12 protein-coding genes are annotated in these 12562 nt (G+C 72.8%); 5 read left to right on the forward strand and 7 right to left on the reverse strand.

The window, feature by feature from the left end; genetic code table 11:
• Positions 1-13: 13 nt before the first annotated feature.
• From ACH4K4_RS20025 to ACH4K4_RS20035, 3 genes are all read left to right on the forward strand, one after another.
• Positions 14-856, forward strand: coding sequence for an enoyl-CoA hydratase/isomerase family protein (locus ACH4K4_RS20025; protein ID WP_398168870.1), 843 nt, complete (start codon positions 14-16; stop codon positions 854-856).
• Between the two features lie 96 nt (positions 857-952).
• Positions 953-1576 carry a flavin reductase family protein gene (locus ACH4K4_RS20030; protein ID WP_398168871.1) on the forward strand — a complete coding sequence of 208 codons (624 nt, stop codon included), beginning with the start codon at positions 953-955 and terminating at the stop codon, positions 1574-1576.
• Positions 1577-1820: 244 nt separating this feature from the next.
• Positions 1821-2396, forward strand: coding sequence for an HD domain-containing protein (locus tag ACH4K4_RS20035; RefSeq protein WP_398168873.1), 576 nt, complete (start codon positions 1821-1823; stop codon positions 2394-2396).
• A 33-nt stretch (positions 2397-2429) separates the two neighbouring features.
• Here ACH4K4_RS20035 and ACH4K4_RS20040 read toward each other — a convergent pair whose 3' ends face one another.
• From ACH4K4_RS20040 to ACH4K4_RS20050, 3 genes are all read right to left on the reverse strand, one after another.
• On the reverse strand, positions 2430-3497 hold the full coding sequence (locus ACH4K4_RS20040) for an alcohol dehydrogenase catalytic domain-containing protein (RefSeq protein WP_398168874.1): 1068 nt from the start codon (positions 3495-3497) through the stop codon (positions 2430-2432).
• Positions 3497-4672 (reverse strand): acyl-CoA dehydrogenase family protein, encoded by a 1176-nt coding sequence (locus ACH4K4_RS20045; RefSeq protein WP_398168875.1) that lies wholly within the window; start codon positions 4670-4672, stop codon positions 3497-3499. Before ACH4K4_RS20045 ends, ACH4K4_RS20040 begins: the two co-directional genes overlap by 1 nt.
• A 77-nt stretch (positions 4673-4749) precedes the next feature.
• Positions 4750-5661 (reverse strand): SDR family NAD(P)-dependent oxidoreductase, encoded by a 912-nt coding sequence (locus tag ACH4K4_RS20050; protein WP_398168877.1) that lies wholly within the window; start codon positions 5659-5661, stop codon positions 4750-4752.
• A gap of 115 nt (positions 5662-5776) precedes the next feature.
• Here ACH4K4_RS20050 and ACH4K4_RS20055 point away from each other — a divergent pair, with 115 nt between their 5' ends.
• The gene (locus tag ACH4K4_RS20055) at positions 5777-6718 is read left to right on the forward strand and encodes a cyclase family protein (RefSeq protein ID WP_398168878.1); all 942 of its coding nucleotides are present in this window, start codon (positions 5777-5779) and stop codon (positions 6716-6718) included.
• Between the two features lie 219 nt (positions 6719-6937).
• On the opposite strand, the gene ACH4K4_RS20060 is transcribed toward ACH4K4_RS20055, so the two are convergent.
• The 4 genes from ACH4K4_RS20060 to ACH4K4_RS20075 form a co-directional block, all read right to left on the reverse strand.
• On the reverse strand, positions 6938-7411 hold the full coding sequence (locus ACH4K4_RS20060; protein WP_398168880.1) for an ATP-binding protein: 474 nt from the start codon (positions 7409-7411) through the stop codon (positions 6938-6940).
• A 414-nt stretch (positions 7412-7825) separates the two neighbouring features.
• Complete coding sequence (locus tag ACH4K4_RS20065) at positions 7826-8851, reverse strand: acyl-CoA dehydrogenase family protein (RefSeq protein WP_398168882.1); 1026 nt, start codon at positions 8849-8851, stop codon at positions 7826-7828.
• A 9-nt stretch (positions 8852-8860) separates the two neighbouring features.
• A complete protein-coding gene (locus ACH4K4_RS20070) occupies positions 8861-9997 on the reverse strand; it encodes an acyl-CoA dehydrogenase family protein (RefSeq protein WP_398168884.1) in 1137 nt (378 codons plus the stop codon).
• A 13-nt stretch (positions 9998-10010) separates the two neighbouring features.
• Positions 10011-11198: an amidohydrolase family protein gene (locus ACH4K4_RS20075; protein WP_398168886.1), complete on the reverse strand. Its 1188-nt coding sequence runs from the start codon at positions 11196-11198 to the stop codon at positions 10011-10013.
• Positions 11199-11352: 154 nt separating this feature from the next.
• Between ACH4K4_RS20075 and ACH4K4_RS20080 the strand changes: the two genes are divergently transcribed.
• Entirely contained in the window at positions 11353-12537 is a 1185-nt protein-coding gene (locus ACH4K4_RS20080; protein ID WP_398168888.1) for a winged helix DNA-binding domain-containing protein, read from the forward strand.
• Positions 12538-12562: the final 25 nt, after the last annotated feature.

The raw sequence follows: 12562 nt of genomic DNA on the forward strand, positions 1-12562 counted from the left end.
GAGCCGCTTCGTCATGACGTCCACCCCCGTTCCCCCCGGTGCCGAAGCCGAAGCCCCGTCCGCTGATTCATTGATACTCCACACCACTGACAACGCCGTGCTGTGGATCACTCTCAACCGCCCCGCCTCACTCAATGCCCTCACCTGGGACCAGCGCGAACGCCTCATCACCCGGCTCGACGACGCCTCCGGCGACCGGGACGTACGGGCCGTTGTGATCACGGCGACGGGCCGGGGTTTCTGCGCGGGGGCCGATCTGCGCGGCGGGGCCGCGGCACAGCCGGCCGAGCGCGTCGCGGGCGACGTCGCCCGGATGATCCGGCGCGGCGCCCAGCGCCTCGTCTCGGCCGTCCTGGACTGCGAGAAACCGGTGCTCGCCGCCGTCAACGGCACCGCCGCCGGTCTCGGCGCACACCTCGCCCTCGCCTGCGACCTGGTGCTGGCGGCGGAGTCCGCCACCTTCACGGAGGTGTTCGCGCGCCGCGGGCTCGTGCCGGACGGCGGCGGCGCGTACCTGCTGCCCCGGCTCGTCGGCCCGCAGCGCGCCAAGGAGCTGCTGTTCTTCGGCGATGCCGTACCGGCGGCCGACGCCGAACGGATGGGCCTGGTCAACCGGGTCGTACCGGACGCCGACCTGGAGAAGACCGCACGGGCCTGGGCGCAGCGGCTGGCCGCCGGGCCGACCCGGGCCCTCGCCCTCACCAAACAGCTCGTCAACGCCTCCCTGGACGCCGACCGCGGCACGGCCTTCGCCGCCGAGGCCACGGCGCAGGAGATCAACATGACGACGGCGGACGCGCGGGAGGGCGTCGCGTCGTTCGTGGAGCGCCGACGGCCGGTGTACCGGGGCCGGTGAGCCCCGGCACGGCGGGGGCGGCGGGCTGCCGTAAGCCGGGGCGGCGGACTACAGGGGGCCGTTCGGGACTTCCCATCTGACGGCCCGTCAGCTTCAATGGAAGGCATGATGGGACACGCCGGCATGGCGGCCGCCGCGGTTCGCTATCTCCGATCGGTCGGCGCGCCGACCACCGCCGCGCCGCCACGCCCCGCCCTCAGGGCCGTGCGGGAGAACGAGCGGGCGCCGCTCGACCCGGCAGCCTTCCGTGCCGTGCTCGGCCACTTCGCCAGCGGCGTCACCGTCGTCACCGCGCCCGCACAGGACCCGGCGGACTCCCCCGCGGGCTTCGCCTGCCAATCCTTCGCTTCGCTCTCCCTGGACCCGCCGCTGGTGACGTTCATGGTGGCCCGTACGTCGACGACCTGGCCGCGGATCGCCCGTGCCGGCGTCTTCTGCGTCAACGTCCTCGGCGCCGAGCAGGAAGAGCTGTGCCGCGCCTTCGCGGTCAGCGGGGCCGACAAGTTCGCGGGCGTCATGCACACGCCCGCCCCGGTCACCGGCTCGCCGCGGCTGGCGGGCGTACCCGCCTGGATCGACTGCGCGGTCCAGGCCGTGCACACCGGCGGCGACCACCTCATCGTCGTGGGCAGGGTCGCCGCCCTGGGTACGGACCCCGGCGCCGCCGAAGCCGGCCCCCTGCTCTTCCACCGTGGCGCCTTCGGCCGCTTCAGCGCATAGCCGCCACGGCCCGCCGCCGGTCCGCCTGCACGAAGACGCCGGCGGGAACCAGTGGCTTTTCGGCATTTTTGCCGCTGTTGAGCCGGCGGCGCTGTTCATAGGGTCCTGGCATCAACCGCCGGAGAAAGGGCCGACTCGTATGTCCGACAAGGGAAATGCCGTGAGTGCGTGTGCCGGGCCCATGCCGACGGTGGTGGCCGGAATTCGCATTCCTGATACTGAGGTGGCCCGGAAAGCAGCGGAGTTGGCGCGAAAGGTATCCGGCGTCACGCTCTTCAACCACGTCGTGCGGACGTATCTGTACGGCGCCCTGCTGTTCGACCGGCGGGGCGTCCGCTACGACCGCGAACTCGCCTTCGTGGCCGCGCTCCTCCACGACCTCGGGCTGGTCGCCGCCTACCAGACCCCGGACGAACGCTTCGAAGTCGACGGTGCCGACGCCGCTCGGCGGTTCCTGCGGGAACAGCGCATGCCCGCCGAACGAGTGGAGGTCGTCTGGGACGCGATCGCCCTGCACACGAGCGTCGGCATCGCGACCAGGAAAAGGCCGGAGGTCGCCATGGTCTTCGTCGGCTCCGGAATGGACTTCACGGGCAGCGACCTCCAGCAGATCCCGGCCGACGCTCTCGCGGACATACTGACCGCGTTTCCCCGGGAGGGGTTCAAGCAGGGCGCCCTCGACAACATACTGGCGCTGTGCCGCGACAAGCCCATGTCGGTACTCATGCACCCGTTCGCCGAGGTCGGCCGTCGGCATCTCACGGACTTCCCGGTACCCACCGTGGAGAATCTGCTGCTCGCCGCGCCTTTCGACGAATGACCGCGAATCTCGCTTCCGGCGCTCTGCCAGCGGCTAGAAAGTCAGCACTCCCCTGGCCACCCGCCCCCGCCGCGCGTCCTCCACCGCCTTCGGGAACTCCTCCACCGGGTACGTCCGGGTCACCAACTCGTCGAGCAGCAAGCGCCCTTCCCGGTAGAGCCTGGCGTACAGCGCGATGTCCCGCTGGGGGCGGGAGGAGCCGTAACGGCAGCCCAGGATCGCCTTGTCCAGGTACATCGACGCGACCAGGAACGACGCCTCCGCGGTGGCCGGCGGTACGCCCAGCAGCACCGCCTGCCCGTGCCGGTCGAGCAGGTCCACCGCCTGCCGGATCAGCTTCGTGTCACCCACGCACTCGAAGGTGTGGTCGGCGCCGGTCGGCAGGACGGACCGTACGGCGGCGACGGCGTCCGGCACCGCCGACGCGTCGACGAAGTGCGTCGCCCCGAACCGGCGGGCCACCGCCTCCTTCGCCGGATTGACGTCCACGGCGACCCGCGCCGAAGCACCGGCCAGCCGGGCGCCCTGGAGCACGTTCAGCCCGACGCCGCCCGTACCGAGCACCACCACCGTCTCGCCCTGGCCCACCTTCGCCCGGTTCAGGACGGCGCCCACCCCGGTCAGCACGCCGCACCCGATCAGCGCCGCCGACGTCAGCGGGACCTCCCGGTCGATCCGCACCGCCTGCACGGCCTTGACGACCGTGCGCTCGGCGAAGGCCGAGTTCGACGCGAAGGTGAACAGCTCCCGGCCGCCGTGCCGAAACGGCTTGCGGGGCATGCCGATGGCCTTGCGGCACATCGTCGGCCTGCCCCGGTCGCACTCCGCGCACGTACCGCAGTTGGCCAGCGTGGACAGCGCGACATGATCTCCCACCGCTACATGGGCGACCCCCTCCCCCACCTCCTCGACCACGCCCGCGCCCTCGTGCCCCAGCACCACGGGCACCGGATAAGGAATGGTCCCATCGACCACTGACACATCGCTGTGGCACAGCCCGGCCGCCCGGACACCGACCAGCACCTCCCCCGGCCCCGGACCGCGAACCTCCAGGTCGTCCACCACCCGGGGCTGCCCGCCGTCGAAAATGACGCCTCGCATCACCGCTCCCGCCCTCCGCCGAGGCCGAGCACCCGCCCGGCAATGATGGTGCGCTGGATCTCGTCCGAACCGCCGTAGATCGTCTCGGCGCGGCCGAACAGAAACCGCCGCTGTGCCGCGTCGAGCTCGTACGGGGCGTCCGCCGCCCACTCCCCCGGCCCGGCCGCCGCTTCCGCGCCCCGTACCCGCATCGCCAGTTCCCCCAGCCGCTGGTGCCAGCCGGCCCACAGCAGCTTCGCCACGCTGGCCGCGCCCGGATCACCGGCGGCGGGCCCGAGCGTGCGCAGCGCGTTCCACCGCATCACCCTCAGCTCGGCCCACAGCCGTACGAGCCGCTCCCGCAGCACCGGGTCCCGTGCCGCGCCCGTGGCCACCGCGGTGTCGGCCACGTTCCGTAACTCGGCCGCGAAAGCGACCTGCTGGGTGAGGGTCGAGACTCCCCGTTCCCGTTCCAGCAGCCCCATGGCCACCCGCCATCCCGCCCCGGGGCCGCCGACCACGTGCTCGGCCCGTGCCACCGCGCCGTCGAAGAACACCTCGTTGAACTCGGCCGTCCCGGACATCTGCCGGATCGGCCGCACCTCGACCCGCCCCGGCTGGCCCATCGGCACCAGCAGGAAGGACAGCCCCCGGTGCCGCCGCTCGCCCGCATCGGTCCTGGCCAGCACGAAGCACCAGTCGGCTGCCCGCGCGAGCGAGGTCCAGATCTTCTGCCCGCTGACCCGGTACGTGTCCCCGTCGCGCACGGCCACCGTACGGACCGCCGCCAGGTCCGAACCCGCACCTGGCTCGCTGTACCCCTGGCACCACAGCTCCTCACCGCGCGCGACAGGCGGCAGGAACCGGTCCCGCTGCGCCGCGTCCCCGTACGCGATCAGCGTCGGTGCCAGCAGGTTCTCGCCGATGTGCCCCACCCGCTCCGGCGCACGCGCCCTGGCGTACTCCTCGCCCCACACCACTTGCTGCGTCAGCGACGCCGCACGGTTCCCGTACGAGCCGTACGCACGGTCCCAGCCGATCCCGACCCACCCAGCACGCCCCAACTCCCGCTCCCAGGCCCGCCGAACGGCAGCGTCGTCCCGCCCGGCCACCCACTCGTCCCCCAGATGCTCCGCCAGCCAGCAACGGACTTCCTCCCGGAACGGCCCGTCCTCGGCACCCGCCGAAAAATCCACTGCCACCCTCCCCCTCACACCAGCCGAGACCCACCTCTGCTCCCGCCCGTCCCCGCGCCTGACAGCCCCGCGCAGCACTACGCGTTGGGCCGCCGGCCCCCGGCCGCGTCAGCGGCCATCCCCTCCACCCGTTCCAGCAACGGCATCGGATCCACCCCCACCGTCCCCGGCAGGAAGTCGGCGATCTTCTCCGGAGTCCAGCCGCCCTCCGCGTACCCGGAGCGCAGCTCCCTCGGCTGGGCCCAGACCGCGATCTTCGGGCCGGCGACCGTGTAGACCTGCCCGGTGATCCGTTCCTGCCGGGCACGGTCGCTGAGCAGGTAGACGACGAGGGCCGCCACGTCCTCCGGCTCCCCGATCTCCGTCAGCTCCGTCGGCACGTTGGCGGACATCCGGGTACGGGCCACCGGCGCCACCGCGTTGGCGGTCACGCCGTACCGGCTCAGGCCGAGCGCGGCGCTGCGCACCAGCGAGATGACGCCGCCCTTCGCCGCCGCGTAATTGGCCTGGGAGACGCTGCCCTGGTGGTTTCCGCTGGTGAAGCCGACGAGAGTGCCGGACCGCTGCCGGCGCATGACCGCCGAGGCCGCGCGGAAGACGGTGAACGTGCCCTTCAGGTGGGTGGCGACGACCGGGTCCCACTCCTCCTCGGTCATGTTGAAGAGCATCCGTTCGCGCAGGATGCCGGCCACGCACACCACGCCGTCGACGCGCCCGTACCGGGTGAGCGCGGTGTCCACGACACGCTGGCCGCCCGCCATCGTGGAGATGTCGTCGGCGATGGCGACCGCCTCGCCGCCCGCCTGTTCGATCTCCTTGGCCACCGCCTCGGCGACCTCGCTGCCCGGCTCGGCGCCCGCGACCGACACGCCGTAGTCGTTGACGACCACCCGGGCGCCCTGCTGGGCGCAGGCGAGGGCCACCGCGCGTCCGATGCCGCGGCCGGCGCCCGTGACGGCGACGACCTTGCCGGTCAAGAAGTTCCCCATGCCGCGCCCCTTCCCGCAGTTTCTGACGGCCCGTTAGATTTTTGGGCAGACCCGGACCGAGCACAAGACCCGGCGCAGCCCCGAGCGCGTTCCCGTACCGACCCGAGGAGGGCCCATGCCGCTGCCCGCCGAGTTCCACGCCCTGGCCAAGCGGGTGAACAACTGGGGCCGCTGGGGCACGGACGACGAGATCGGCACGCTGAACCTGCTGACGCCCGAGGTCGTACGGGAGGCCGCCGCCACCGTGCGCACCGGCCGCCGGGTGCCGCTCGCCCTGCCGCTGCGGCAGGACGGCGTGCAGACCGGCCTGATCCCCGGCCGGGTCAATCCGCTGCACACCCTGACCGCCATCAACCAGGAGGTCTTCGGCCCGGACACGGTCGCCACCTCCGACAGCACCGTCACCATGGGACTCCAGGCGGCCACCCACTGGGACGGCCTCGCCCACGTCTCGCACTCGGGGCGGCTGTACAACAACCGCCCCGCCGGCTCCGTCACCGCGCACGGCGGCGCCACCGCCCTGGGCGTCGAGAAAGCGCCCCCGATCGTGTCGCGCGGCGTCCTACTCGACGTGGCACGGGCCCGCAGCGACGATCCCGCCGCCCCCGCCCGGCTGCCCGCCGGTCACGCCGTGACGCCCGAAGACCTGGACGCGGCAGAGGAGTTGGCCGGTACGACAGTACGTTCCGGTGACATCGTGCTCGTCCGAACGGGGCAGCTGCGGCACTACCTGGCGGGCGACCGGGACGCATACGCCTTCCCCTCGCCGGGACTGTCGGTCCGTACGCCCGAGTGGTTCCACGCGCGCGATGTCGCGGCCGTCGCCAACGACACCCTCACCTTCGAGATCTTCCCGCCGGAGATCGACGGCCTGTGGATGCCCGTCCACGCGCTGCACCTGGTGGAGATGGGCATGATCCAGGGCCAGAACTGGAATCTGGAGGAGCTGGCGGCGGCCTGCGCGGAGGAGGGCCGCTACGCGTTCCTCCTCGCCGCGACGGCCGAACCGTTCGTCGGCGGCACCGGCACTCCCGTCGCTCCGGTGGCGGTGCTCTGAGCCGTGCCGCAGGACTGCTCGGCCCCAGCCGGGTGGCGGCGCGCCCGTGCGCACCCCGAGCGTGGCACCGCGGACCGCCACCCGGCTACGGGACGCGACCCGCACTCGCCGAGGCCCGGTGCCCCGGCACCCTCGGCGTCCCCTCGCGGCGAATCGCTCCACCCCAGCGTGATCAAATGAACACGCCACGTCAACACCTGGTCTGGACTTTTCTCCCGGTCAGCCGCGGTTCGTGACGGCGCAGGGCGCTTCGTACGCGCCCAGCTCCGCGCCCGCGGCCAGCAGCATCGACTGGCCGCGGTCCACCTCGCACCAGATGCTCTTGCCGGCCCCCTCCGGCCGCCAGCCCCAGCGGTCCGCGAGCCCGTCGACCAGCTCCAGGCCGCGGCCGTTGGTGTCGTCACCCTCGGCGTGCCGCTGGCGCGGCGCGCGGGCGCTGCGGTCCGCGACCTCGACCCGCACGGTGGCCACCGCCGCCCCGGCGCCCGAGAAGCACATCCGCAGCTCGGCGGGGGTCCCGGTATGCACGACCGCGTTGGTGACCAGCTCGGAGATCAGCAGGATCAGCGTCTCCGCCAGGGGCTCGTCGGCCCCTATACCCGACCCGATCAGTCGCGACCTGGCCCACCTCCGGGCCCGCCCCACCTCCGCGGGGTCGGGCCGCACTTCCAACTGCACCTGAAGCACCTGCACCGCTCACACCATCCGAACCGGCGGACACATCGCCTCGCGCCTCCTCGGTGTCACACTCCGTGACCCCGGTGAAGCACAGCATGGTTGACGTTCAGTCACCCCAACAAGCGCTTCGGGCATATTCCAGCGCAAGGGAGTATGCATGCTGCATACTGTGCGACGCGCTTTGCCGGGAGTCGAACAAGAGGGCATCCCCACCCTCCTTCGGGGGCGAGCGGAGCGCATTCGGTATCCCGGCGTCGTCACTACGACCCCAGCGGGACAGTCGCGCCTCAGAACCACTCGCACCCAACGGAGCGTACCCGAGCGCGGCGCCGACTCCACCCTGTGACGAGTTACGCCCAGGACACAACCCGATATCAACCCTCCGTGACCGCTTGTGTGTGCGGAATCCGACATTCCGCACAAGTTGCGCTACAGGGTGACATCGTCACCCAGGAGGCCCGCGGCGAGCGCTTCCTCCGCCTTTGCTCCGTTTTGCCACTGTTCGGCCCTCAACCACGCTCGTTTGAGATGCAGATGCACATCGGCCTCCCAGGTGAACCCCGTACCGCCGTGCACCTGGAGGCAGTCCCGGGCGTTGCGCACGGCGGCCTCGTCGGCGAGCAATTTCGCGCCAATTACTGCGAGTGACTGTTCGGCGAGGGAAGCGGCATATACGGCACTTCGCGCTATCTCCACTCGTATCAGCATCTCGGCGCACAGATGCTTCACCGCCTGGAACGATCCGATCCGCGCGCCGAACTGCACCCGCCGCCCGGCGTGTTCCACGGCCATCTCGACCGTACGGGCCGCGCTGCCCAGCTGGAGCGCGGCGGTGAGCAGGGCGGCCTCGCGGCGCAGCCTCGGCACGTCGAGGGGGCGCGGCACCCGGCGCGGGTAGCAGGTCACGCGCGCGAGCGGCGTCAGCGGGTCGACCGAGCGGACGGGTTCCAGGGCGGGCCAGTCCGGGGCGTTCCAGTACGCGCCGGGCCGCCCGGCGGGCCGCACCCCGTCCCCCGCCGCCTCTGCCGCCTCTGCCACCTCTGCCACCTCTGCCACCTCGCCAACCAAGATCAACTCGTCGCAGTCCGCCGGGTGTTCCCACAGGCACCCGCTCCCCGCCGCCACATCGCACAGCCCCGCCACCCGCTCCCCGGTGGCCGCGCCCGGCACCGTATCCGCGAGCAGGTGGCCCGCCACCAGCGGTCCCGGCAACAACGCCCGCCCCGCCTCCTCGAAAACCAGCACCGCGTCGGGCAGCCCGAGCCCCACCCCGCCCGCCGCCTCCGGCAGCCGCAGCGCGAAGAACCCGGCCGCGCCCAGCTCGCGCCAGAGCGCGCGGTCGAGCGCGGGGTCCGCCACCGCCGCCCGCAGCCGGTCGCGGTCGAAGCGCCGTGCCAGCAGTTCGCGCGTTCCCGCCCGCAAGGCCCGTTGGTCGTCGGTCGGTCGCAGGTCCACGGCGTCCGCTCACCGTCCCTTCGGGAGGCCGAGGATCCGCTCGGCGATGATGTCGCGCTGGATCTGCGACGTGCCGGCCGCGATCGTGTACGAGAGGGACGCCAGCCGGTCCGCCGTCCACTCCCGGTCCGCGTCCAGCGCGCCCGCGGGGCCCAGCACGCCGGCGGCCGCTTCGTACAGTTCCTGGCGGGCCTGCGAGTAGCGCAGCTTGAACACCGAGCCGCCCGCGCCGGGCGCCCCGCCCGCCTTCCCGGCGGCGCCGGTGTTCCACTGGACGAGCCGCCACAGCGCGGTGAACTCGGCGTTCAGCCGGCCCAGCCGGCGGCGCAGCACCGCGTCGTCCCAGCGCCCGTTCGCCCGTGCGGCACGCGCCAGCGCGCCGAGCGTACGGCGGCAGGCGACGACCTCGCCGGCGAAGGCGGTGCCGCGTTCGAAGGAGAGCGTGACCATGGTGACGCGCCAGCCGTCGTGCTCCGCGCCGACCCGGTTGGCGGCCGGCACCCGCACCTCGTCGAGGAAGACCGAGGCGAACTCGTCCGAGCCGGCGAGGGTGCGCAGCGGCCGCACGGTGATCCCCTGGGCGTCCATCGGCATCGCGAGCCATGTGATCCCGCGATGCCTGGGCGCCTCCGGATCCGTACGCACCAGCAACTCGCACCAGTCGGCGACCTCCGCGTGCGAGGTCCAGATCTTCTGTCCGGTGACCACATAGTCGTCGCCGTCGCGTACCGCGCGCGTCCGCAGGGAGGCGAGGTCGGAGCCCGCTTCCGGCTCGCTGAAGCCCTGGCACCAGACCTCGTCGCCGCGCAGGATGGGCGGCAGCCAGCGCTCGCGCTGCGCGGCCGTGCCCTCGGCGGCGATGGTCGGCCCGGCGTGCAGCAGCCCGACGAAGTTGGCGCCCACGTAGGGCGCCCCGGCCCGTTCGGTCTCCTCCAGGAAGATCAGCCGCAGGGTCGGCGAGGCGTCCCAGTGCAGGGCGCCGTACCCGGCGTCGTACAGCCGCCGCTGCCAGCCGAGGTCGTACGCGCGCCGGCCGGGCCAGTCCAGCGGGTCGGGCCGCGGCGGCAGTCCCGGGAGCGCCTTGGCGAGCCACTCCCGCAGCCGCGCCCGGAACTCCTCCTCCTCGGGCGTGTACGCCAGGTCCATCAGCCGGCGCCCATCAGTCGAGGTCCAGGCCCAGCATGCGGATCGCGTTGCCGCGCATCAGCTTGTGGACGGTCTCGGCGTCCAGCCCCGCGACATGATCGAGGGCGACCTGCTTGGTGTGCGGGAAGGTCGAGTCCACGTGCGGGTAGTCGGTCTCGAAGGTGGCGTTGTCGCGGCCGACCACGTCGAGTGAGGCGATACCATGCTTGTCGCGGAAGAAGCAGCAGAAAATCTGCCGGTAGTAGTACGTGGAGGGCGGCTCGGGGATCAGGTCGCGCACCCCGCCCCAGGCGCGGTGCTCCTCCCACACGTCGTCCGCCCGCTCCAGCGCGTACGGAATCCACCCCATCTGGCCCTCGCTGTAGGCGAGTTTGAGGCGCGGGAACTTCACCAGGACGCCGCTGAACAGGAAGTCCATCATCGACGCCATGGCGTTGTTGAAGCTCAGCGACGCCTGGACGGCGGGCGGCGCGTCGGGGGAAGCGGCGGGCATCTGCGAGCTGGACCCGATGTGCATGTTGACCACCGTCCCGGTCTCCTCGCACACCGCGAAGAACGGGTCCCAGTAGCCGGAGTGGATCGACGGCAGGCCCAGGTGGGTCGGTATCTCGCTGAACGTCACGGCCCGCACGCCGCGCCCCGCGTTCCGCCGCACCTCGGCGACGGCCAGGCCGACGTCCCACAGCGGGACGATGCACAGCGGGACCAGCCGCCCGCCGCTGTCACCGCACCACTCCTCCACCATCCAGTCGTTGTACGCGCGCACGCAGGCGAGGGCGACCTCCTTGTCCCGCGCCTCGGCGAAGGTCTGGCCGCAGAACCGGGGGAAGGTCGGGAAGCACAGCGACGCCTCGACGTGGTTGAGGTCCATGTCCTTGAGGCGCTCGGCCGGGTCCCAGCAGCCGGGGCGCATCTCGGCGCGGGTGATGCCCTCCAGCGTCATGTCGTCACGGTCGAAGCCGACGGCCGCGATGTTGCGCTTGTACGGGAACTTCAGGTCCTCGTAGATCCACCAGTCGGTGGCCGGGCCCTCCGGGTCCATGGTGATGACGTACTTGCCGCCGGTGTACGCCAGCTCGCCGATGCCGGCGGTCAGCGGCTGCGGGCCGCGGTCCCGGTACTTGGCCGGCAGCCAGGTCTCGAAGAGGTGCGCGGGCTCGATGACGTGGTCGTCGACGCTGACGATGCGCGGTAGCTCCATCTGGATCCCCTCACCCGTTCCCGGTGACCGGTGCCGCGTTTCTGATGGCCCGTCAGAAAGGAGGCTAGCCGCGCGTCACGAGGGCGACAAGGCGCGCGGTGCCCCCGTCGCGTAGAGGACCGATACGGGCCTATATCCCCCGTACTCTCGGCCCATGGCCCCCTCCCCGCGCCCCCGCACCGACGCCGCCCAGCGCCGCGCCCGCCTCGGACACCGGCACCTCCTCGCGGCCACCGCCAAGGCCCGCACGGCGGAGGAGACGGCGGACGCCCTGGTGGCCCTGCACGCCACGGACGCCGCGACGGTCCACCTCTCGGCCCGCGCCCGGCTGGCCACGCCCGACCCGGCCGAGCTGGACCGGGCCCTCTACGAGGACCGCACCCTGGTCCGGATGCTGTGCATGCGCCGCACGCTCTTCGCCGTCAGCACCACGCTGGCCCCGGTGGTGGCCGCGGCGGCGGCCGGGCCGGTCGCCGCCAAGGAGCGGCGCGACACGGCCAAGTGGATCACCGAGGGGCTGCCGGACTGGGACGAACGACGCCTGGCCGAGGCCGAGGCCGAGACCCTGGCCGCACTCGAAGCACGCGGCGAGGCCACCGCGGCCGACCTCGCCGCCGACGTCCCCGACCTGCGCGCGACGATCGTGGTCTCCCCCGGCAAGCCGTACGAGGCCACCGTCGCGGTCTCCAGCCGCATCCTGCGCACCCTCGCCGCCGAGGGCCGCATCCGGCGCGGCCGGCCGCGCGGCGGCTGGACCAGCAGTTCCTTCCGCTGGACGCCGGGCACCGCCTGGGCCGACCTGCCCGCGCCCGACCCCGCCGAGGCGCGCGCCCGGCTCGCCCGCCGCTGGCTGGCTTCCTACGGCCCCGCGACGGCCGAGGACCTCAAGTGGTGGACCGGCTGGACCCTCACCGACACCCGGCGCGCCCTCGCCGCCACCGGCGCGGTCGGCATCGAGCTGCCCGAGGGGCCCGGCGTGGCCCTCCCCGACGACCTGGACCCCGTCCCCGAGCCCGCGCCCTGGGCAGCCCTGCTGCCCGCGCTCGACCCCACCGCCATGGGCTGGAAACGCCGCGACTGGTACCTGGACCCGGACCACGTCCCGCACCTCTTCGACCGCAGCGGCAACATCGGCCCCACGGTCTGGTGGAACGGCCGCGTCATCGGCGGCTGGGCCCAGCGCCGCGACGGCGAGATCGCCTGGCGCCTGCTGGCCGACGCCGGCCGCGACGCCACCGAAGCCGTACGCGCCGAGGCGGCACGGCTGGCCGCGTGGGCCGGGGACGTACGGGTCACTCCGCGCTTCCGCACACCGTTGGAGAAGGAGTTGAGCGCTTAGAGCACTTCTGCCGGATCCCCGCGGC

The organism is Streptomyces sp. NPDC017529, from assembly GCF_044329785.1.
Classification (GTDB): Bacteria; Actinomycetota; Actinomycetes; order Streptomycetales; family Streptomycetaceae; genus Streptomyces.